The sequence below is a fragment of the Hyphomicrobium sp. genome, from assembly GCF_041659645.1.
Classification (GTDB): domain Bacteria; phylum Pseudomonadota; class Alphaproteobacteria; order Rhizobiales; family Hyphomicrobiaceae; genus Hyphomicrobium_B.
This window is the reverse complement of sequence record NZ_JBAZXX010000005.1, coordinates 53,823-74,239: the sequence shown is the minus strand read 5'-3', so window position 1 is coordinate 74,239 and position 20,417 is coordinate 53,823. Positions and strand designations below refer to the sequence as shown.

At 60.5% G+C, this 20,417-nt stretch carries 25 protein-coding genes; 15 read left to right on the top strand and 10 right to left on the bottom strand.

The window, feature by feature from the left end; all coding sequences use genetic code 11:
- Nucleotides 1-212 precede the first annotated feature (212 nt).
- From purC to purQ, 4 genes are all read left to right on the top strand, one after another.
- Nucleotides 213-1,028: a phosphoribosylaminoimidazolesuccinocarboxamide synthase gene (purC, locus tag WC811_RS18315; RefSeq protein WP_372646831.1), complete on the top strand. Its 816-nt coding sequence runs from the start codon at nucleotides 213-215 to the stop codon at nucleotides 1,026-1,028.
- A gap of 128 nt (nucleotides 1,029-1,156) precedes the next feature.
- Entirely contained in the window at nucleotides 1,157-1,396 is a 240-nt protein-coding gene (purS, locus tag WC811_RS18310; RefSeq protein ID WP_372646830.1) for a phosphoribosylformylglycinamidine synthase subunit PurS, read from the top strand.
- 3 nt (nucleotides 1,397-1,399) lie between these two features.
- Complete coding sequence (locus tag WC811_RS18305) at nucleotides 1,400-1,846, top strand: hypothetical protein (protein WP_372646828.1); 447 nt, start codon at nucleotides 1,400-1,402, stop codon at nucleotides 1,844-1,846.
- Nucleotides 1,847-1,960: 114 nt separating this feature from the next.
- Nucleotides 1,961-2,665, top strand: coding sequence for a phosphoribosylformylglycinamidine synthase subunit PurQ (purQ, locus tag WC811_RS18300; RefSeq protein WP_372646826.1), 705 nt, complete (start codon nucleotides 1,961-1,963; stop codon nucleotides 2,663-2,665).
- Nucleotides 2,666-2,675: 10 nt separating this feature from the next.
- Here purQ and WC811_RS18295 read toward each other — a convergent pair whose 3' ends face one another.
- Nucleotides 2,676-3,611 carry an AEC family transporter gene (locus WC811_RS18295; RefSeq protein WP_372646825.1) on the bottom strand — a complete coding sequence of 312 codons (936 nt, stop codon included), beginning with the start codon at nucleotides 3,609-3,611 and terminating at the stop codon, nucleotides 2,676-2,678.
- Nucleotides 3,612-3,962: 351 nt separating this feature from the next.
- On the opposite strand from WC811_RS18295, the gene WC811_RS18290 reads away from it, so the two are divergent.
- Entirely contained in the window at nucleotides 3,963-4,217 is a 255-nt protein-coding gene (locus WC811_RS18290) for a hypothetical protein (RefSeq protein ID WP_372646824.1), read from the top strand.
- An 806-nt stretch (nucleotides 4,218-5,023) separates the two neighbouring features.
- On the opposite strand, the gene WC811_RS18285 is transcribed toward WC811_RS18290, so the two are convergent.
- Nucleotides 5,024-5,245, bottom strand: coding sequence for a hypothetical protein (locus WC811_RS18285; protein WP_372646822.1), 222 nt, complete (start codon nucleotides 5,243-5,245; stop codon nucleotides 5,024-5,026).
- A 408-nt stretch (nucleotides 5,246-5,653) separates the two neighbouring features.
- Between WC811_RS18285 and WC811_RS18280 the strand changes: the two genes are divergently transcribed.
- The 4 genes from WC811_RS18280 to WC811_RS18265 all read left to right on the top strand — a co-directional run bounded on the left by WC811_RS18280 (nucleotide 5,654) and on the right by WC811_RS18265 (nucleotide 9,259).
- Nucleotides 5,654-5,968, top strand: a complete 315-nt coding sequence (locus tag WC811_RS18280; RefSeq protein WP_372647131.1) for a DUF305 domain-containing protein — start codon at nucleotides 5,654-5,656, stop codon at nucleotides 5,966-5,968.
- 143 nt (nucleotides 5,969-6,111) lie between these two features.
- Nucleotides 6,112-8,352, top strand: coding sequence for a phosphoribosylformylglycinamidine synthase subunit PurL (gene purL, locus WC811_RS18275; RefSeq protein WP_372646821.1), 2,241 nt, complete (start codon nucleotides 6,112-6,114; stop codon nucleotides 8,350-8,352).
- 138 nt (nucleotides 8,353-8,490) lie between these two features.
- Entirely contained in the window at nucleotides 8,491-8,718 is a 228-nt protein-coding gene (locus WC811_RS18270) for a hypothetical protein (RefSeq protein ID WP_372646820.1), read from the top strand.
- Nucleotides 8,719-8,800: 82 nt separating this feature from the next.
- Nucleotides 8,801-9,259, top strand: a complete 459-nt coding sequence (locus WC811_RS18265) for an FKBP-type peptidyl-prolyl cis-trans isomerase (RefSeq protein WP_372646818.1) — start codon at nucleotides 8,801-8,803, stop codon at nucleotides 9,257-9,259.
- Nucleotides 9,260-9,280: 21 nt separating this feature from the next.
- Here the strand turns inward: WC811_RS18265 and WC811_RS18260 are convergent, their stop codons facing one another.
- From WC811_RS18260 to WC811_RS18240, 5 genes are all read right to left on the bottom strand, one after another.
- Complete coding sequence (locus WC811_RS18260; protein WP_372646817.1) at nucleotides 9,281-10,069, bottom strand: glycosyltransferase family 2 protein; 789 nt, start codon at nucleotides 10,067-10,069, stop codon at nucleotides 9,281-9,283.
- A gap of 177 nt (nucleotides 10,070-10,246) precedes the next feature.
- Entirely contained in the window at nucleotides 10,247-10,522 is a 276-nt protein-coding gene (locus WC811_RS18255) for a hypothetical protein (RefSeq protein WP_372646815.1), read from the bottom strand.
- 20 nt (nucleotides 10,523-10,542) lie between these two features.
- Entirely contained in the window at nucleotides 10,543-10,755 is a 213-nt protein-coding gene (locus WC811_RS18250; protein WP_372646813.1) for a hypothetical protein, read from the bottom strand.
- A 116-nt stretch (nucleotides 10,756-10,871) separates the two neighbouring features.
- Complete coding sequence (locus WC811_RS18245; RefSeq protein ID WP_372646812.1) at nucleotides 10,872-11,777, bottom strand: hypothetical protein; 906 nt, start codon at nucleotides 11,775-11,777, stop codon at nucleotides 10,872-10,874.
- Nucleotides 11,778-11,967: 190 nt separating this feature from the next.
- The gene (locus tag WC811_RS18240; protein ID WP_372646811.1) at nucleotides 11,968-12,267 is read right to left on the bottom strand and encodes a hypothetical protein; all 300 of its coding nucleotides are present in this window, start codon (nucleotides 12,265-12,267) and stop codon (nucleotides 11,968-11,970) included.
- Nucleotides 12,268-12,585: 318 nt separating this feature from the next.
- Here WC811_RS18240 and WC811_RS18235 point away from each other — a divergent pair, with 318 nt between their 5' ends.
- Complete coding sequence (locus tag WC811_RS18235) at nucleotides 12,586-13,380, top strand: DUF2147 domain-containing protein (protein WP_372646810.1); 795 nt, start codon at nucleotides 12,586-12,588, stop codon at nucleotides 13,378-13,380.
- 165 nt (nucleotides 13,381-13,545) lie between these two features.
- Here WC811_RS18235 and pqqA read toward each other — a convergent pair whose 3' ends face one another.
- Nucleotides 13,546-13,635 (bottom strand): pyrroloquinoline quinone precursor peptide PqqA, encoded by a 90-nt coding sequence (pqqA, locus tag WC811_RS18230; RefSeq protein ID WP_015598411.1) that lies wholly within the window; start codon nucleotides 13,633-13,635, stop codon nucleotides 13,546-13,548.
- Nucleotides 13,636-13,833: 198 nt separating this feature from the next.
- On the opposite strand from pqqA, the gene WC811_RS18225 reads away from it, so the two are divergent.
- The 3 genes from WC811_RS18225 to WC811_RS18215 all read left to right on the top strand — a co-directional run bounded on the left by WC811_RS18225 (nucleotide 13,834) and on the right by WC811_RS18215 (nucleotide 14,842).
- Nucleotides 13,834-14,070 carry a BolA/IbaG family iron-sulfur metabolism protein gene (locus tag WC811_RS18225; protein ID WP_372646808.1) on the top strand — a complete coding sequence of 79 codons (237 nt, stop codon included), beginning with the start codon at nucleotides 13,834-13,836 and terminating at the stop codon, nucleotides 14,068-14,070.
- Between the two features lie 77 nt (nucleotides 14,071-14,147).
- Nucleotides 14,148-14,504, top strand: coding sequence for a Grx4 family monothiol glutaredoxin (gene grxD / locus WC811_RS18220; RefSeq protein WP_372646807.1), 357 nt, complete (start codon nucleotides 14,148-14,150; stop codon nucleotides 14,502-14,504).
- Nucleotides 14,505-14,560: 56 nt separating this feature from the next.
- Complete coding sequence (locus WC811_RS18215) at nucleotides 14,561-14,842, top strand: hypothetical protein (protein WP_372646806.1); 282 nt, start codon at nucleotides 14,561-14,563, stop codon at nucleotides 14,840-14,842.
- A 68-nt stretch (nucleotides 14,843-14,910) separates the two neighbouring features.
- Here WC811_RS18215 and alaS read toward each other — a convergent pair whose 3' ends face one another.
- Both alaS and recA read right to left on the bottom strand, forming a co-directional pair.
- A complete protein-coding gene (gene alaS, locus WC811_RS18210) occupies nucleotides 14,911-17,598 on the bottom strand; it encodes an alanine--tRNA ligase (protein WP_372646805.1) in 2,688 nt (895 codons plus the stop codon).
- Nucleotides 17,599-17,776: 178 nt separating this feature from the next.
- Nucleotides 17,777-18,910, bottom strand: coding sequence for a recombinase RecA (gene recA, locus WC811_RS18205; protein ID WP_372647130.1), 1,134 nt, complete (start codon nucleotides 18,908-18,910; stop codon nucleotides 17,777-17,779).
- Between the two features lie 212 nt (nucleotides 18,911-19,122).
- Between recA and WC811_RS18200 the strand changes: the two genes are divergently transcribed.
- Nucleotides 19,123-19,650: a hypothetical protein gene (locus WC811_RS18200; RefSeq protein WP_372646804.1), complete on the top strand. Its 528-nt coding sequence runs from the start codon at nucleotides 19,123-19,125 to the stop codon at nucleotides 19,648-19,650.
- A gap of 171 nt (nucleotides 19,651-19,821) precedes the next feature.
- Nucleotides 19,822-20,340, top strand: a complete 519-nt coding sequence (locus WC811_RS18195; RefSeq protein ID WP_372646803.1) for a hypothetical protein — start codon at nucleotides 19,822-19,824, stop codon at nucleotides 20,338-20,340.
- Nucleotides 20,341-20,417: the final 77 nt, after the last annotated feature.

The following is a 20,417-nucleotide window of genomic DNA, read 5'->3' as shown; positions in this document are numbered from 1 at the left end:
GGATGCTGCGGCTCATGGTCTACATTGTGTCGCCCCCCTCGTTCGGCTAGTGTCCGCCCAAGACACCCGAGCGCGAAAAGGTGCGCCACTTCATTCCCGACATGAAGAAAACACGTTGGAAAATCAAGGCGTCAGCGTCAGCGTACGAACTCGTGAGAAGATCCGTTATCGCAATGAGTGAGAGCAATCTGTTGATCCTCAGAGGTCCAGGAATGAACAAGCGTCGGCGCATTTACGAGGGTAAGGCAAAGGTCCTTTATGAAGGACCCGAGCCCGGCACCCTCATCCAGCACTTCAAGGACGACGCAACCGCCTTCAACGCGAAGAAGCACGCGTTGATCGAAGGCAAGGGCGTTCTAAACAATCGCATCTCTGAATATATCTTCGTGAAACTCGGCGAGATCGGAGTTCCGACGCATTTCATGAAGCGCATCAACATGCGCGAACAGTTGATCCGCGAAGTTGAAATCATTCCGCTCGAAGTCGTCGTGCGCAACGTCGCTGCGGGCTCGCTCTCAACGCGCCTCGGCCTCGAGGAAGGCACGCAGTTGCCGCGCTCGATCATCGAGTTCTACTACAAGAAAGACGAACTGAACGACCCGATGGTCTCGGAAGAGCACATCACCGCGTTCGGTTGGGCGACGCCGCAGGAAATCGACGAAGTCATGCAGCTCGCGCTGCGCATCAATGATTTTCTCGTCGGCCTGTTCCTCGGCATCGGCATCCGTCTGATCGACTTCAAGGTCGAATTCGGCCGCTACTACGACAACGAGCAGGTCCGCATCGTTCTTGCTGACGAGATCAGCCCCGATTGCTGCCGTCTCTGGGACGTCCAGTCGGGCGACAAACTCGACAAGGATCGCTTCCGTCGTGACCTCGGCGGCGTCCTCGAAGCGTATCAGGAAGTTGCGCGTCGTCTCGGCGTTCTGACCGAGACCCCGCGTCCTCGCGGCGCCGGCCCCGTGCTGGTCGCCTCGAACACGGCCTCCAACGGCCCGATCGCGCCGGTTAACGGCAAGCCGAACTAAAAGCTCTGATCCTGTTATCCCGGACGGCCCATTGGCCGATCCGGGATCCAGGACCTCCGCCACATCGCCAAGCTCATCGCTGGATACCGGCTTTTCGCTTCGGCCGGCATGACAAAACCGGACTTCTTATGAAGGCACGCATCAAAATCACATTGAAGAACGGCGTGCTCGATCCTCAGGGCAAAGCCATCGAAGGCGCGATCAAGGGACTCGGCATCGCCGGTGTCGGCGACGTACGCCAAGGCAAGTATATCGAAGTCGATCTTTCGGAGAGCGATCCGGACAAGGCCAAGGCCATGGTTGAGCAGATGTGCAAAGACCTTCTCGCCAACACCGTGATCGAGAACTACAGCTACGAAATCGGCTGATCGATGCACCCAGCGCTACGGATCGGAGTTGCCGTAGTCGCCCTTGGGTCATTCCAAGCGTTATCCGATTCCGCGCACCCGTCTCCGCCTGATCTCGATTGCAGCATAGGCTTCGAGGGGCTTCACCAATGGACGGAGTGGCTGCCCGGAGCAGAACGAGGAAACGGCGCCAGCGGTAATACCATAACGGTCAACGCCCCCGATGCCTGGCGCGTCGAAATCACCTTTACCGAACGGGGCCAACCCGCGCATCCCGCCGTCGTCTTGCGGAAGTTCCTGAAGCAGGTCACGGGCGTCTGGACAGCGCAGAGCAAAGTCTGTGGCTACGGCGACAAGGCGCAATTCGCGGCGTTCATGGCCGACGTGAAGACTGAGGACACCAGACTGACCAACGCCTCCCGCGCCGAAGTCGAGCGCCAGAAGCGGGAAGCTTCGCCGCTCGCGCGCTGACGCCCCTGCCGCGACGGGTCGGCAAGTGGACATACGGCCGGAGTCGCATTACCTGACACTAGACAATCATTGACACCTGTCAGCGATCATACCTGCTAACCGAGGCTATCCAGGATGCTCCGCGCTTCCGTCATCGTCTTTCCCGGATCGAACTGCGACCGCGACGTCGAAACCGCGATTGCGCGCGTCACGGGGTTCGCGCCGAAGATGGTCTGGCACGGCGACGCCAGCGTCCCATCGTCCGACGTGATCGTATTGCCGGGCGGTTTTTCCTACGGCGACTATCTTCGCTGCGGTGCGATGGCCGCCCACTCGCCGATCATGAAGGACGTTGTCGCCAAGGCCAAAGCTGGAACGCCGGTCATCGGCATCTGCAACGGCTTTCAGATTCTATGCGAGGCGGGCCTTCTCCCCGGCGCGCTCCTGCGCAACGCCTCGCTGAACTTCATCTGCCGCGACGTGCTTCTCAAGGTCGAGAACGATCAGTCGTTCTTCACGAAGTGCTATCGTAAGGGCGAAGTGATCAAGGTTCCGATCGCGCACGGCGAAGGCAACTATTTCGCCGACAGCGAGACGCTCGACCGTCTCGAAGGCGAAGGCCGGATTGCATTCCGCTATGCCGATGCCGATGGCAACGTCGGCGCGGAAACGTGCCCGAACGGCGCCCAGCGCAACATCGCCGGCATCACCAACGAGACCGGCCGCGTGCTCGGTATGATGCCCCATCCCGAACGGCTCTACGAAACGGCACTCGGCGGCACCGACGGCCGCCGCGTCTTCGAAAGCATCCTGCTTTCGACGCTGGAAGCCGCCGCCTAAAGCGCGTCGCTCACGCCGACATCGCGAGATATGCGGACACTGTCAGCACCGAGATCACTGTCGAGACGAGAATAACGCGCGACGTGACGGCCGCCTCGCGCCCGTAAAACTCAGCAAGCATGAACGGCCCCGTTCCCGTCGGCAGCGCCGCGAGCAAGACGGCGGTCCGCGTCAGTTCCGGCGTCAGATCGAAAACCATGCACGCAAGCACCCACGCGATGATCGGATGCACCACAAGCTTCAATCCGACGAGCATCGCCGTCGTGGCCGTCGTACCGGCGCCTGCCTCCGTCTTCGCTGCGAGAAACAGTCCGAGCGCAACAAGCGCACACGGCGACGCCGCGCCACCGAGCATTTTGAGGAACGGCTCCGCCGCAGCTGGCACGTCAAATCCGGTGATCGGAAATAGCGCCCCCAACACCGGAGCGACGAGAAGCGGGTTGCGAACCAGCGACCGGCCGGCCTTCATCGCAAGATGCAGAGCCCGCGCCTCGCTCTGCAGCCCGATTTCGATCAAGATGATCGCGATACCGAACAGCACGCAAACCGTGATGATCGACGCGATCGTCGTCGGCGCCATGGCTTGATGGCCGAGAACGGCAAGCGTGATCGGAAATCCGATGTAGGCCGTGTTGGCGTATCCGGCGCCGAGCCCGTCGATTGCGGCATCCGCCAGGTGCCTGGTCCCTCGCGCGCGGATGACGACCGTCGCGGCGAAGATCAGCGCCGTGGCGATGCCGAACACAGCGATGAAACCTGGCTGCCAGAGATCGGCCCAATGCGCGTGGCTCGTGATGTCGAAAAGCAGCGCTGGCAGCGCCAGATAGACGACGAACCTGTTTAGCTCCGTCGTCGCGTTGGGTCCAAGGACGCCGATGCGGCGTGCCAGCCACCCGGCAAGCACGAGCGCAAATATAGGCAGAACGATCAGAAGGGTCGCAAGCATGGAGCCGGAAAAAGTTGGGAGGACCTAGGAACGGAGGCCCTTACTTATGCCGCACCGCCGCAATGATCCAATGCGGACTGGGAGCCCCATTCATGCGGATCGACCATGCGGGGGTGATCCCGCCGTCGGCATGACCGGCGTCGCGCGGCGGTCAATTGTGATCTTTCGGTGGCATTTGCGAACCCTCACTTGCGCACCGCCGAAGCCCACCTAAGTCATTGGGAGATTGCGGAACCGGGCCCCTCTGGCAGTACCTTGATGGTGTTGCGATGTCGGACCGCATCGGGTGTGCCCGGTGCTTTGAGTCTTTCGCCGGACATACCTCCATCATTCCGAACCGGAGGAAAGTTCATGTCCCGTCGCTTCTTGGTCCTTCTCGATCGCGCCGCTCGCATCCGCGAAATGATCGACCGCGAACAAAAATTCCCAGCGCCCAGTAGCATGCGCCTCATTCGCATGAAGCAGCTTTACCTGCAGCTCTCGCGCAGCCTGCGGCGCCTCACCGAAAAACGCATCATCGCGATGGCGTCAGCGCCACGCCTCCGTCCGGAAATCATCTTCCTGAATGTCCGCTCGGCTCCAGCCCTCTCCGGCCGCTGGCAATAACTTCCCGCACGTGGCGGCCGGCTCGCGGAACGCGCGGCGCCGGACACAAACAAAAGCCCCCAGAAACAAAAAAGGAGCCTCGCGGCTCCTTCCTCGTGCAGTCAAACGTCCACTGATTAGCGGGCGTTCCCGCGCCGCTGATTCCTACTGGCGGGCGTAGAGCCAAACGACAGCGAATTGAATACAGCGAACACGATGGCCTTCATAATATCACCTGTTTTGAGCTAGCCGGCAGGGATGACCCCCGCCTAACTCCCGGGATTAGCCCCCGGGCCGCTTTCTTCTACAGTGTAGATAGGTGATCCGCGGACGGTCCGCCAGGGGGCGCCGAGCAGCTCTATCATGCGCGCCCCACAGCGCGGCTAGGTCGCGGGGGGTATCAAGAATAACCAATGAAATCAGTGCTTAATGGAAAATAAAAAAAGGGAGAGAGTTGTAACCCCCTCCCTTTGCTCAAACGGCTTGCAAGCGTGGACTTGGAAGCGTCGAGGCAACCCGCTGCCGATAATTCGCAGTTGCGATAAACACTACGTGCGGACGAACCTTAAAACCTTGCCGGACTACCCGAAGCACCGCCCCGAACCCGCCGTCATTGATCTATGTTCAAATCCACGCCAAAGGCCTGGACGTAGCGTCGTCATTCAACTGACTAAATAACCTACTGACCTCACACGCAAAATCCCCATTCACCGCAAACCCGAATTGCGCCTTTTGCAGCGCGAAACGGTCACAGTCCGAACGGGTAGGACGGAAAGTGCCAATCTGCCCGATCGCTGGGCAGAAGTCCGGAGTGGGACAAGGAAGGTTCAGGCCGCCTGCCGGAGATCCGAAGCTCGCGGAGCCTCGGCCGCGGCGTCGGACGCGAGCAACTGCGACTGTGCGACGAAGCGCGACGCATGCGCGACTTCGAGCGCCCCCGGAAGGGCCTGCAGGCCGCCGCTCTGGCGATATCGCACCGCGCGCCATAGATCCGCGAATGAAACGTCCGCGAACAGCGACCGGCGATCGACGAACTTGCGGGATGACATTGGAAACTTCCTTCCGAACCCTCAGACGGCGATGCGGAGACAATCCTCCGTTCGCCGACATTGCCAAATCAGGAGGCATATAGGGCGCAGATTCTGCTAAATAAAATGGCACATCGCCGCAACTCTGAGATGCGCGGATCACAGCGCTGAGCCGCCGCAGGGCAAGACCGTAGAAGTTCATTTCGGGTTCATGGACGTCGCAAAGCTCTGCGTCGCCGGAGGTCCGCGACAATCATACAAGCCGCCGTTATAAGGTCGATCGACGTCACAGGGTTACGTCTCGCCGGGAAATTCCCATATCCGACCATATTCCATAGCTGAAACGCCCGAAGGACATCCGCCGTGAAATCCATCGCCGCTTTTCTTTGCCTCGGCCTTTTCGCCGCCACGCCCGCCGCCGCCGAAGACATGGATATGAAATCCATGGATCACATGCAGATGGACATGGGCGCGACCTCAGCCGAGACCGCCCCCTCATCGAAGGCCTTCGAGGCTGCGAACCAGAAGATGCACAAGGACATGACGATGTCCTTCACCGGCGACGCCGATGTCGATTTCGTCAAAGGCATGATCCCGCATCACCAAGGCGCAATCGATATGGCGAAAGTCGAATTGCAGTACGGCAAGGACCCCGAGATGCGGAAACTCGCCGAAGACATCGTCAAGGCGCAGGAGAGCGAAATCGCCGGGATGAACGCGTGGCTCGCCAACCACGCGAAGTAAGCCGCGCTCCTTGGCTGCTCCCGAGGGGAGAGAGATTAAAACCATCGCGACGTTTGGCCATTGGGCTCGGAGCCCCCCAAAGGCGACAAATCGGCACCGACCCCATATAAGCGGTCGCAATTCAAGCGCCCGGCGAGATCCTGATGACCGAGACGACCACCACCAGCAAGATCACCCCTGCAATCGTTGCCGAACACGGCCTGAAGCCGGACGAGTACGCCCGTCTGCTCGAAATCCTCGGCCGCGAGCCCTCGATTTGCGAGCTCGGCATCTTCTCGGTCATGTGGAGCGAGCACTGTTCGTATAAATCGTCCCGCGTCTGGTTGAAGACCCTGCCGACGTCCGGCCCGCAGGTCATCCAGGGACCGGGCGAGAACGCGGGCGTCGTCGATCTCGGAGACGGTGACGCCGTCGTCTTCAAGATGGAGAGCCACAACCACCCCTCCTACATCGAGCCGTTCCAGGGCGCCGCGACCGGCGTCGGCGGCATCATGCGCGACGTCTTCACGATGGGCGCGCGGCCGGTCGCCAACATGAACGCGCTACGCTTTGGCAGCCCCGATCACGCTAAGACGAAGCAACTCGTCTCGGGTGTCGTCGCGGGCATTGCCCACTACGGCAACTGCACCGGCGTTCCGACCATCGGCGGCGAAACGAATTTCGACGAAGGCTACAACAACAACATCCTCGTCAACGCCATGTGCGTTGGCCTCGCGAGGACGGACAAGATCTTCTATTCCGCCGCCAAGGGCGTTGGCTTGCCCGTCGTCTACGTCGGCTCGAAGACCGGACGCGACGGCATCCACGGCGCCACGATGGCCTCCGCCGAATTCGACGACAAATCCGATGAAAAGCGCCCGACCGTTCAGGTCGGCGACCCCTTCACCGAAAAGCTGCTGATCGAAGCCTGTCTCGAATTGATGGCGACGGACAGCATCATCGCTATTCAAGACATGGGCGCGGCGGGCCTGACTTCGTCGACGTCCGAGATGGCCGACAGAGGCGGCGTCGGCATCGAACTCAATCTTGATTTCGTGCCCCAGCGCGAAACCGGCATGACCGCTTACGAAATGATGCTCTCGGAATCGCAAGAGCGCATGTTGATGATCCTGAAGCCCGAGCGTCAGGACGACGCGAAAGCCATCTTCGAGAAATGGGGCCTCGACTTCGCCGTCATCGGCACGACAACCGATACCCAGCGCATGATCATCATGCATAAGGGCAACGTCGAAGCCGACCTGCCGGTGCCCGTGCTCGCCAACTCGGCGCCGCAATACACCCGCCCTTATATCGAGCCGAAAAAGCCCGCGAAGATCCTGCCAGAATGGGTGCCCGCGCCAAACTCGATCGTCGGCACGCTGAAGGATTTGATGGCGAGCCATCACCTCGCCTCTCGCCGCTGGATCTGGGAACAATACGACCACATGGTGATGGGCGACACCATCGGCCGTCCCGGCGGCGATGCCGGCGTCGTTCGCATCCACGGCACCAAGAAGGCTATTGCCGTCGCGTGCGATGTCACGCCCCGCTACGTCACTGCCGATCCGGAAGAAGGCACGAAGCAGGCGGTCGTCGAGACGTGGCGCAATTTGACGGCCGTCGGCGCCGATCCGCTCGCCATCACCGACAACATGAACTTCGCCAATCCCGAGCGGCCCGAGATCATGGGCCAGTTCGTCGCGAGCTGCCGCGGCATGGCAGAAGCCTGCACTGCATTGGCCTATCCCGTCGTGTCCGGCAACGTCTCGCTTTACAACGAGACCAACGGCGTCGGCATTCCACCGACCCCGGCCATTGGCGGCGTCGGTCTCGTGCCGGATTCATCCAAGCTCGCCGACATCCGCCTGAAGCACGATGGCAACATGCTGATCGTGATCGGCCGCGAGGAAGGCCACCTCGGTCAGTCGCTCTATCAGCAATACGCGGCGGGCAAGTTCGAAGGTGCGCCGCCGCCCGTTGATCTCGATTCCGAAATCAAGGCGGGCCGTCTGATCCGCACGCTGATCCGCGAGGGCCGCGCGCTGGCCGTGCACGATTGCTCCGATGGCGGACTTCTCGTCGCCATCGCCGAAATGGCGCTCGCTGGCGGCAAAAACGGTCTGTCGCGCGAAGCCTCGGGCCTAGGCGTCGAACTCTTCGCCTATGAGGGCAAGATTCCGTCGCACGCAGTCTGGTTCGGTGAAGATCAGGGCCGCTACGTCGTCGAGGTCACGCCGCAGAAGGCCGAAGAAGTGTTGGAGCGTGCCCGGCTGCTCGAACTGCCCGCCCGTATCGTCGGCCGCGTTGGCGGCAACGCCATCGCGCTTACTGGCGAAGTCGCTTTGCCCCTGTCCGAACTTCGCGCCGCAAACGAAAGCTTCCTTCCGAAGCTGATGGGTGGGTGAGTTCAGCGCATAGGCCCCACCCGTCATGGCCGCGAAAGCGGCCATCCGCGACACGCCGAAAACCAATTCTCAATACCTTTGCGGAGGCGGCGCCCGGTGATATATCGACCGGCACACGCAACGACCAAGGCGATCCCGATGTCCACCGCTAACGAGCCGCCCACCGAGCAGGAACTCAGCGAGATCAAAGGCGGCCTCGACGTTCTCTTCACGTTGCGCGAGGAGTTCGCAACATGGGTCGAGGAAGCGCAAGACGAGGCGCGCAAGGAAGAACTCGACAACGTCTATCAGCACGTTCTTGCGATAGAGAGCGAATATCAGCGCCGCCTCGAAGAAGGTCTGAAGAAATCCGAAGCGTCGGCCTAGCTACGCTATCTCTTGAGATCGCGCGGCGACGGGCCTGTCCCAGCCGCCGGACGACACACGGCTCACATTTGAAGGAACCGATATGTCCTACGCACGCTTCCCAACAGTGATGGCCATCGCCGCCGCTCTCTCGCTCAGCGGAGCAATTCTACCCACCAATCTTGCAATCGCAGAACCACAAGGAACGTCCATGACCACCACACCGTCCGGCCTGCAATACGAAGACACCCTCGTCGGCACCGGCGCCACGCCCGAGACTGGGCAGATCTGCGTCATGCACTACACCGGCTGGCTTTATAAGGACGGCGAGAAAGGCGCGAAGTTCGATTCATCGGTCGATCGCGGCAGCCCGTTCGAATTCCCGATCGGCACCGGGCGCGTCATCAAGGGCTGGGACGAAGGCGTCGCGTCGATGAAGGTCGGCGGCAAGCGCACACTCATCATTCCGGTTGCGTTGGGTTACGGCGCGCGCGGCGCTGGCGGCGTCATCCCGCCCAACGCCACGTTAATGTTCGATGTCGAGCTGCTCGGCCTGAAATAACACGTCGCGCGGTGGCGGCCGTCAGAGGGCGGGCGCCGCCGCGTATTGATGCCTCGCTATCCGCGCGAGCACGCCGCCGAGATCCGAGCACCGTGACCGGTGATAGCGATCGATGTTGGCCAGAAACTTCTCGCGCGTGACCATGTTCGGATGCTCGCTGCCGCGCGCATTCTGCTCTTCCGGGCTCATTTTGGTTTTGATCTGAAGCTTTCGGGCGATGCCTTCCTCGTTAAGGACGGCGTACCCGTAATAGAAGATCGCAAGATCATCGAGCGTCGGCATCTGATACCAGTGCCGCCCGCCTTCGCGCGCATAAGCAACGGGATAATTGTGAATGCTGCGGCTGGCGCGCAGACCTAGGTTCAGCTTCTCGCACGGGCGCGGATCCGTTTCGTAGTAACCGAAACTCACCTGCTCGTGTAGCGGCCGCGAATACGTAAGTTCGTGCGGCGCGCCGTTCCGCGGTTGAGTGAAAACATAGTTGCCGAGAAAGTGCTGCGCCGGAATCACAATTTTATCGAGCTGCGCAACGTTGCCGTACAGAAATTCCGTGACATTCAGCGCCATCCGCCAGCCGGTGCAGGTGCGCTCGTAATCTTCGACTTCGCGATCGATGCAGGCGCTATCGAAATAGGCGTTGCGCGTTGTGACGATTTCCCAATCCGGGCACATCTCCTGGATGATGCGCCGGCTTTCGTCCGTCGAATTGTAATCGATCATGATGCCGTGATCGAAGATGCGCCGATGATGAGCCAGCCACCAGGGCAGCAAATATTCTTCGTTGAAGAAGTGGCAAACCACCGTCCGCATCTTGGCCACCGTAAAGCGAATATCGTCGACCTGATGATCTCCCGCACGCCCCCACGATTCAGGATAAACGACAATATGCTTTGATTCGCCAAAACGCTGAAGCGGCTACGCACCCAGCCGCAACCTTCGCGAAACCTTTGAGTCTCTGCGAACTTTCAATTCCAGGAGATCATAGCTTTAGGCCGCGCGCCGTCTCTTCTCCGCCTTGCCGCGATATTTATAGATCAGGCCCGGCAACACGATGAATTCCCCATCCTTCAGCGCGGCGTCGTCGAATTGTCCGTTGCTCCGACGCGGGGCAACACCCGAATAAGCGAACAGCCGCCCATATTCATCCAAAACGAATTCCGAGAATTCGCGCCCGTCGAGCCTGCCGATCACCGGCCCTTGGAACTTCGTATTGTGCAGAATGGAATACTCGATGGGCCGGGCGCGGTGCGTGCTGGAGAGCATGGCTCAATCCCCTCTGAAAATTAGCGCTGGCTGTCGGCCTGCTCTGCCGCGGCACCGGACAATGTCAGCTCGCGTGTGCCGCCATTGGCCAACAGCACGATGCCCAGCGCCGCGCAGGCGCCGATCAGAACGGCGAAAATCAGCGCCACTCCGCTCTTCTCGCGCTTGTTCCTCGCAAGCACCACCGGCTCGCGTCCGGTCGGCTGCGTATAAATCCATACGGGACTTGCCATGATCGTTCACCGTTTTCGCGCGCTCCAACGGCGCACGGAGGACACTTAGGCATCTGTCCGTAAAGAATCGACGGGGATCGCAGTGCAAAAATATAGTCTTCTCATATTGATGCCGGTCAGGGGCGCCCCCCAACCCAAACGAGTTCCCGAGCGGGGTCAAAAACGACCGATCCGAGTCCGGCGACGACCGACATTCCGAGTTGCGCCATAGGCGAAGCCATGTCGGCGATCCCGCCGCAACCATTAGCTTTTTTTCGGATCAGGGCCGCGCCTGCGAGCGGACGGATTTCGCGATCGTCCTCCGTCCGCAACGAAATTTCAGCGTGCACGACGGCATACACGTCGTTGGTCACAACTCCGTGACACGTCACGAGCGAGCTGGTTCCCTTGCGGCGCAGCGCAATGCCTGCTGCGACAAGCTCCCCGTAAAGCGCGTCGTTGATGTCGATGGACGGCGGCATAACGCGATCGTCGTATCCCGTATCGATCTGCGCGGCGGAAAAAACGCCCCCGATGTTGACGAAAAGCACGGGAACGTTCGGCATCACCACATCAACTTTGCGCAAGTCGCCGGAAAAAAAGCCCTTCTGACGAACCGGCACCAACCCCCGCGCTCGAAGCACCTCGCGATCGCACGGCAAAGCACTCAACGCGACATCCCTGCGATCATGACGGAAGGAAAAATCCGCGGTTAGGAGCGATAGAAAATCCGTCCCGATGATCCCGAGTTGACCTCCCGGCGGCGTCGCGGCGAGCCCATATTTCGATATCCGGAACCGGCCGGATGAAAAACTCGGTAAAGAAATCTTTTCGATCCGGATGTCGGCGCTATCTGATCCGCCGGCCTGATAAAAATCACCCGCAAGTGAGCTTTCCGTCGTCCCGTAATCGAGAAGAAAAAAGCCCTTTCTTCTCCCGACGCTAAGCTCAACGTAAGGCGACGTGCCACCCGAAACGGCCGTCACTTCAAAGCGTTTGCCGGAACATCGCGTCTCGACGGGCGCTTGTCGCTCGCCCGTCAACGCTCGGCTCGCCAAAAAGAGCCCGGCGAAACAAAAAATGAGAAATCCTGCGGCTCGTATTGCTGACTTGGCGCTCATCCATCGCGATCATACCAGATGTCCGCGCGATGCCAAAAACCGCTTTTCATCGCTGGTGGGATCAGAGAAGGAAGCCGCAAATACGCGTGCCTCCCTCTTTTCTCCCACACCATTACTTATGCGCACCTGCATTCTGCTCCATCTCCGCACCGGAGAGAGAACCATCCTGCGGCTTCGCATTCGGCGTCGCCGTCTGGCCGGTCTTGTCGCTGTTAACGCCCGGCTGGCGCTGCATTTGTCCTTCAGAAAGGCTGCCGGAATTCGGCTTCGCCGTCGGGTCAACGGTGGTGCCGCCGCTGTTATTCCCGGGAAGATCCTTCATCGCTTTCGTCGTGAGGTTGCTATCTTCTGCAGCGAGCGCGACCGAGGCCGACATAGCAAGCAGCACAGCGGCAAAAATTGACGTCTTCATTGGAACAAGCTCCTGTTTTGGAAGGTTAAAGTTTTTTTATTCAAGAGCGCGGCCGAGACGCGGTAAAATTCGATCGAATATCGCTGCGCCAGATTGCGACTGTTTTCCGCTCTTGCATGAACCGGTACGTCCCCTCACCGGTGTTCGTTTCATGCGTATTCGGAGAAAATTCTCCGACGGCGGAATTAACGAATGCGAAGATTCCCGCGTCAACCCACGCCTGTTCCAGCCGGAACATCCAGTGTGGGCTGCTTAGGGCACAAAGAGCGCAACACGGATTATCTGAAGCAAACGCGGTTCTGTGAAAGGGATCTTGTCATGCGGGTCATGAAATTCATTGCGCCGGTTGCGGCCTTTATCTCATTGGCGGCTGTCCCCGGAAGTGCATTCGCCGGCTCCGATCCAACCGGGATCTGGCTGAACGACACCGGCCGCGGTGCGGTCGAAATCAAGGCATGTGGAAGCGCCATGTGCGGCAACGTCGTTTGGGTCAAATCGGCAACCGATGCAGGTGGCTGCGGAAAGCAGGTCATCGGCAACGTCGCCTCTGTCGGCGCCGGTCGTTGGGATAACGGCTGGATCTTTTCGCCCGAGAGAAACCGAAAATACGATGTCGAGCTGACGCCGCTCGCCAACGGCAATCTCAAGGTCGTCGGCTATGCCGGCATGAAGTTCCTGTCGAAGACGATGATCTGGAAGCCCGCGCCCGCGGACTTGCAACTCTGCGGTCAGACCGAGGCGACCAAGAAGCCCGAGATCACGACGGGCACCATCCCGCCGCCCCCGGCTCCGGCCGCACCGAGCGCCGCTACGTCCGCAAGCATGCCTGCTCCCGCGAAGGAAGCGGAAGCGACGGCATCCGAAAAAACGCCGCCTATTGCCGCCGCACCCGCGGCCAAACCAGACCAGGCGCAAGCACCGGCAACCGCACCGGCTGATGAAACCGCGAAAGACGATACCGGCGCGCCGGACGACGGCAACGACATCGCTGGCGCTCTCGGCAAGATCAAGATCGGCGATCTGTCGTTGGATAAGGTTTTGACCAAAACCAAGTCGGGCAAGTGCAAACTCGACCTTCCATGGCTGAAGGTCACGATCGATTGCGAGCAATGAGCTCGCGAAGCGCCGGGGCTCCCCCCCGTACTCGGCGCTAAAGAGACGTCCGCTGCTTCTGCCCGCAGCGGGCGTCTCCATTTCGATCGCAAAATTTCGGACACAAAAAAACGCGGCGGTAGGATTTCCTACCGCCGCGCTTGAATTCAAATCGAGCAAACCGACTTAGATGAGGTCGATTTCAGCCGGAAGATACGAGGTAACTTCGAGGCCGACTTCCTGCTCGCGAACTGCGGGCTTTGTCCAGGTCTTCATGGTGTCCTCCATTAGACTTCAGGGAGCATTACGCTCCTCACGTTCTGTACATTTAGCGTTGACCAGCGATAACGTCCAATCGCAATCGCGTGAGAATTACATAAGAATGCCTGATCGCATCCCTTGTCGGATCTGATTGGAAGCGCCATAGATCGGAAAGAATCCAAGACCACATCCAGAACCGGGAGTTCACCACCAATGCCGATGGCAGCGGCCGATATCGAACGCATGATCAAAACCCAGTTCCCCGATGCCGAAATCCAGCTCAAGGATCTCGCGGGAGACAACGACCATTGGGCGGCGCACGTCGTCTCGGCGGCCTTCAAGGGCAAGAGCCGGGTCCAGCAGCACCAGATGGTGTACGACGCTCTCGGCGGCCGCATGGGCGGCGTATTGCACGCCCTGCAGCTTACAACCGCGCTACCGCCCGATTGACTAACGCACAAGTCTCGCCCACATCTTGAGTTTTAACGGGTGCGCCGCATCGGGCCGCCCACGATAGGAGCCTCGGAATGGCCTCTGATACCACCACAGCAACAGCCAGCGACGCCATCGCCAAGACCATCAGCGAAAACGATGTCGTATTGTTCATGAAGGGAACGAAGCAGTTCCCGCAGTGCGGTTTCTCGGCGACGGCCGTAAAAATCCTTGAGCACCTCGGCGTGCCGTTCAAGGACGTGAACGTCCTCGAAGACCAGGGCATCCGCGAAGGTATCAAGACCTTCTCCAACTGGCCGACGATCCCGCAGCTTTACGTCAAGGGCGAATTCGTCGGCGGCTCCGATATCATGCGCGAGATGTATACCGCCGGAGAGTTGCACGATCTGATTTGCGATAAGGGCATCGCCCACAGCCACCACCACGGCTAATCGCGCGCAATCAGTTCTGAAAATTCAAGCGGGGCTGTTTCAGTCCCGCTTTTCTTTTGCTGACGGCAGCGGTGTTCGCTTTGCATATCGTCCTGGAATCGACGTCTCATGTGCGTTCAACAAATACCGTCATGCCGACGAAGGTCGGCACCCAGACAACGATTTACATCCAATTTATCGACATCTGCCTGAATCCCGGCCTGCGCCGGGATGACGTTGCCGGGGATAGCCGTCGCCCAATCGCGAAGTTTGACGCCGAGACCGATCGATCGGTACGTGAAAACCAATCTCTCCGTCATGGCCGCACAGGCGGCCATCCATGGCAAACTTCTGCATAATCGTGCTGCGATAAGCGCGTGCAGATGCTTGCCGCTTAACGGCTGACACCGGATGACGGAAAAAGAACTCAGCTCGCGAGCCGGGCCTCGATGGCTTTGAGAGCATCGCCCGCCTTGGCGCCGTCAGGCCCACCCGCCTGCGCCATGTCTGGACGGCCACCACCGCCCTTACCACCCAGCGCTTCCGCGCCAGCCTTAACGAGATCGACTGCGCTCCACGTCTTGACGAGATCGTCCGTCACGCCGACCGCCAGCCCGGCCTTGCCGTCCTCGGTCACACCGACGACCGCGACGATGCCCGAGACGACCTGCTTCTTGCCGTCGTCGATCAGGCCACGCAGGTCCTTCGGATTGAGCCCCTGCACCGTGCGCGCAAGCAGCTTGACATTGCCGATGCTGCGGATCGCTTCGCCATTCGTTGCGCCTTCGCCCGCGCCGCCGCCGAGCGCGATCTGGCGCTTCGCATCCGCAAGCTGCTTTTCGAGAGTCTTACGTTCTTCGACAAGATGCTTCAGCCGCTCGACCAGATCCTCCGGCCGCGTCTTGAGAACACCCGCAGCTTCCTTCACGCGGGTGTCCTGCTCATCGAGATAAGCGCGCGCGCCCTCGCCGGTCAGCGCCTCAAGCCGCCGCACGCCCGCGGAACTGCCGCTTTCACCGACGACGCGGATGAGCCCGATATCGCCCGTCCGCGAGACGTGCGTGCCGCCGCAAAGTTCGACGGACCATGCCTTGTTGGCGCCGGGACGCGTTGAGCCCATTGACACGACGCGAACTTCATCGCCGTATTTCTCGCCGAACAGCGCCATCGCGCCCGTGGCGCGCGCATCGTCGAGCGCCATCAGCCGCGTGACGACCGGCGTATTCTCGAGAAGCACGGCATTGGCCATGTCCTCGACGGCCTTGATCTCCTCCGCGGACATCGGCTTCGTATGCGAGAAATCGAAGCGCAAACGATCCGGCGAAACGAGCGACCCCTTCTGCGCGACGTGCGTACCGAGAACCTGCCGCAACGCCTCGTGCAGAAGATGCGTTGCCGAGTGGTTGGCGCGCGTTGCCGAGCGTCGGCCATGATCGACTTCGATCTCGACGGCATCGCCCGTCTTGAAACTTCCCGCTTCGACCTTGCCGTAGTGAACGAACAAATCGCCGAGCTTCTTCTGCGTATCGGTCACGCGGAAAAGCGCGCCCTTCGGCCCTTTGACAACGCCCTGGTCGCCGACCTGGCCGCCGCTCTCGCCGTAGAACGGTGTCTGGTTGAAAACGAGCGCGCCGTCTTCACCGGCCTTGAGTTCGGCAGCTTCCTTGCCGCCCGAAACGACTGCGGTGACGATGCCTTCCGCACTCTCCGTATCGTAGCCGAGAAATTCGCTTGCGCCGGTCTTGTCCTTGATTTCGAACCAGAGACCTTCCGTCGCCGCTTCGCCCGAGCCCTTCCAGGCAGCCCTCGCGGCGTCCTTCTGCTTCATCATCGCGACGTCGAACGCGTCGGTATCGACCGTGATGCCGCGCGGCTTCAGCGCATCCTCGGTAAGGTCGAGGGGAAAGCCGAACGTGTCGTAGAGCTTGAATGCGACTTCGCCGGGAAACACGGCGCCCTTCGTGAGGCTCGCCGAGCTCTCGCCCAAGAGCTTCAGACCGTTGTCGAGCGTCCGTTTGAACTTCGTCTCTTCGAGCTTCAGCGTCTCGGTGATGAGCGGCTGCGCCCTGACGAGTTCGGGATAGGCATCACCCATCTCGCGGACAAGCGCGGGAACAAGCAGGTACATTAGCGGTTCGACGCAACCGATCTGCGCGGCATAACGCATGGCGCGGCGCATGATGCGGCGCAGGACGTATCCGCGCCCTTCGTTCGACGGCAGCACGCCGTCAGCGATCAGGAAACTCGTCGATCGCAGATGGTCGGCGATGACACGGCGGGCGACGTGCACAAAATCATCGGTCGCGCTTGTCTCCTTCGCGCCGACTTTCGCCGCTTCCTGGCGAATGGCCTGAATGAGATGCACGAACAGGTCGATGTCGTAATTGTCGTGCTTGCCCTGCAGCACGGCCGCGACGCGTTCGAGACCCATGCCGGTATCGATCGACGGACGCGGCAGCGGCACGCGGTCGCCGGGAGAGCGCTGTTCAAACTGCATAAACACGAGATTCCAGATCTCGATGAAACGATCGCCGTTCTCGTCAGCCGAGCCCGGAGGCCCCCCGGCGATCTTGTCGCCGTGATCGAAGAAGATTTCCGATGACGGCCCGCATGGACCCGTGTCGCCCATCTGCCAGAAGTTATCGCTCGTCGCTATACGGATGATCTTGCTGTCGGAAAGTCCGGCTATTTTCTTCCAGAGCGCATAGGCCTCGTCATCGTTATGATAGATCGTGACCAGCAGACGCTTCTTGTCGAGACCGAAGTCTTTGGTCAGCAGGTTCCAGGCAAGCTCAATCGCGCGCTCCTTGAAGTAGTCGCCGAACGAGAAGTTGCCGAGCATTTCGAAAAAGGTGTGATGCCGCGCCGTATAGCCCACGTTGTCGAGGTCGTTGTGCTTGCCGCCGGCCCGGACGCACTTCTGTGATGTCGTCGCACGCGGCACGGCCCGCGTCTCCTGACCGGTGAAGACGTTCTTGAACTGCACCATGCCCGCATTCGTGAACATCAGCGTCGGGTCGTTGCGCGGGACGAGCGGCGACGACGGCACGATCTCGTGGCCGTTCTTACCGAAGAAGTCGAGAAACGAAGCGCGGATTTCGCTGACACCGGCCATATGCTGTTTCGTGCCTGATCTTGAGAGAAACGGTGTTCCGGACGAAGCTCCGAAACGGCTTGAGGCCGCCGTTGTAGCGGCGGCCCCGAGGCATGTCTAGGAACGGGCGCGTCTCGGAGCCGTCCTCCCGGCTGCGGCGGAACGACAGCACTCAGTCGCCGGGAACTGATAGAGAAACCTACCGCTTCGCCTTGGCGACCTTCTTGCCCGCTTCGTCGGGGAGAACGCCGTCCTCGTCGGGCTCTTCGCCGTCGTCTTCGCCCGCATCCGGATTGGCCAGCATCTTCTCGACGATAAGACCCGCGTTGGCCCGGATGGCCCGCTCGAGTTCCGCCGCGACACGCTGGTTTTCCTTGAGGTACGTCTTGGCGTTTTCGCGGCCTTGGCCGATGCGGTCGCCATTGTAGGAAAGCCACGCGCCCGATTTCTCGACAAGACCGGCCTTTACTCCAAGATCGATCAACTCACCGACCTTCGAGATACCTTCCCCGTACATGATATCGAATTCCACCTGCTTGAAAGGCGGCGCCACCTTGTTCTTGACGACCTTGACGCGCGTCTGGTTGCCGACCGACTCCTCGCGCTCCTTGATCTGGCCTATGCGACGGATGTCGAGGCGGACCGAAGCGTAGAATTTCAGCGCGTTGCCGCCCGTAGTCGTCTCGGGGTTGCCGAACATGACGCCGATCTTCATGCGGATCTGATTGATGAAGATCACCATGGTGCCGGATTTTGAGATCGCGCCGGTGAGCTTACGCAACGCTTTGCTCATGAGACGCGCCTGCATCCCCGGCTGCATATCGCCCATCTCACCTTCAAGCTCAGCCTGCGGGGTCAATGCTGCGACGCTGTCGACAACCAATACGTCTATGGCGCCCGAACGAACGAGCGTATCGGCAATTTCCAATGCCTGCTCGCCGGTATCGGGCTGCGAGATCAGCAACTCCTCAACCTTGACGCCGAGCCTCTTCGCATACGTCGGATCGAGCGCGTGCTCGGCATCGACGAATGCACAAATGCCGCCCTTCTTCTGAGCCTCTGCGATCACCTGCAATGTCAGCGTCGTCTTGCCCGACGATTCAGGTCCGTAGATCTCGATAACGCGCCCTTTCGGCAATCCCCCGATGCCGAGCGCGATATCGAGTCCGAGCGATCCGGTAGAAATGGCCTCGATATCAAGTTTTTCGTTGGCGCCGAGCCGCATAATCGACCCCTTGCCAAAGGCCTTGTCGATCTGCGCGAGTGCCTGCTCTAGCGCCTGCTTCTTATCCATCTTGCCCCCTTCGAGCACAGTCCAGTCCGGCCGTTCCATCGTCATCACCCTCAATCCCTTATGGCAAGCGCCTCACGCCATCAATTAAGGATAAATGTACTCTATTTGTTCCGAATCTGTCAATCACGTTTTGTTCTCATTATCGAGTCCGCGCAAGAAATATTCTCCCCTCACACACATGTTTCCTCCGAGACAGCGCGCAGTTGCTCGCCGGGGCAATCTTCGGGCAACCCAAGCCCAAGGAGGCATCCGTGTCCAAGTTCCTCGCGATCCTGATCTCTACCGCCCTCATCGCCACCTCGTTCGTGTCCGCCGCCGAAGCCGGTCCCGGCCGCCGCCTCGGATTCTTTCTTGGCGGCATGGCCGCTGCCAGCATGATGCAAGCGGCCCAGGAGCGTCGTCGCGAAGAAGCTTACGAGCGAGAGCGCGCACGCCAGATGGCAGCCGCCCGCGCGCAGCAGCGCGCTGCGGCAGTCGCAGCAGCCAAACGCGAACGCGCCCGCCAGATCGCTCTCCAGCAGCGCAAGGCTGCCCAGATCGCTGCCGCCGAAGCCGCACAGCAATCGACGACGACGGCCGACGCCGACAAGCCCGCGCTGAAAAAGGCTGATCGCCTGCCCTCGGCCCAGGATGACACGCCATCGACGACGGCCGATAAGGCATCGTCCGGCGAGGCCGCGAACACCACGACGGCCACCACCGAAGCCGTCACCACGACCGTGACTTGCCGCAGGTATTCCGCCGCGACCGACAGCGTGATCGAGGCGCCCTGCCAATAATTCCGGTCCGCGTTCCAAACGGCAAAGACGTTTTCGTGGCTCTCCTGTTCAACCGGGAGGGCCGCAAAACTTTTTGAAGCGCATCTGAAATTGTACTCGTGTTCCGCTCGAAACAGCGCGGCCTCCGTACCCAGCGCATGGTCCCCTCATCGCCAAGCCAAGGAGACCGCCGTGCTCAGAACAGCAACTTTCATCGCCGCGTTCGTTGCCGCCAGTGCCTTCACCTCGCTGGCGGAAGCACACGACAGGGACGACCCCTACGCCAGCCCGGGCGGCAGCCCGATTTTCATGGCGCCGCTTCGGCATGAATCGCACTGCGAGCGCGAACGTCGAGAACGCACGGAGGCAGAATTCGCGCGCATGCGCGAGGAGCAGATCGCACAGATGCAGGCTCAGAAAGCAGCAGCGGCCGCCGGCGCAGCCAAACGGCGCGCGCGCCTTATGGCTCAGCAGAAACAGCAAGCGTCGCGCGTAGCGGCCGCGAAAGCCGCAGCCGCGAGAGAACGCGCGGAGGCCGCTGAACGAGTTGCAGCCGCCCAAAAGCAAGCCGTCGCGGTCGCCGCGAAAAAGGAAGAGATAAAGCCCGTTGCCGTGCCCGTCGTGACGAAGACGGCGGCGGTCGCCTCATCGGAGACGTGCCGCAAATATTCCGCCGCTGCCGACGGCCTCATCGATGCGCCGTGTAACTAAAAGCAACGCCGATCATCACTGAACGGCGTAATCCAGCGGTACACTCTGAATATTCCGAGTACCCTGTTGCGATTGAC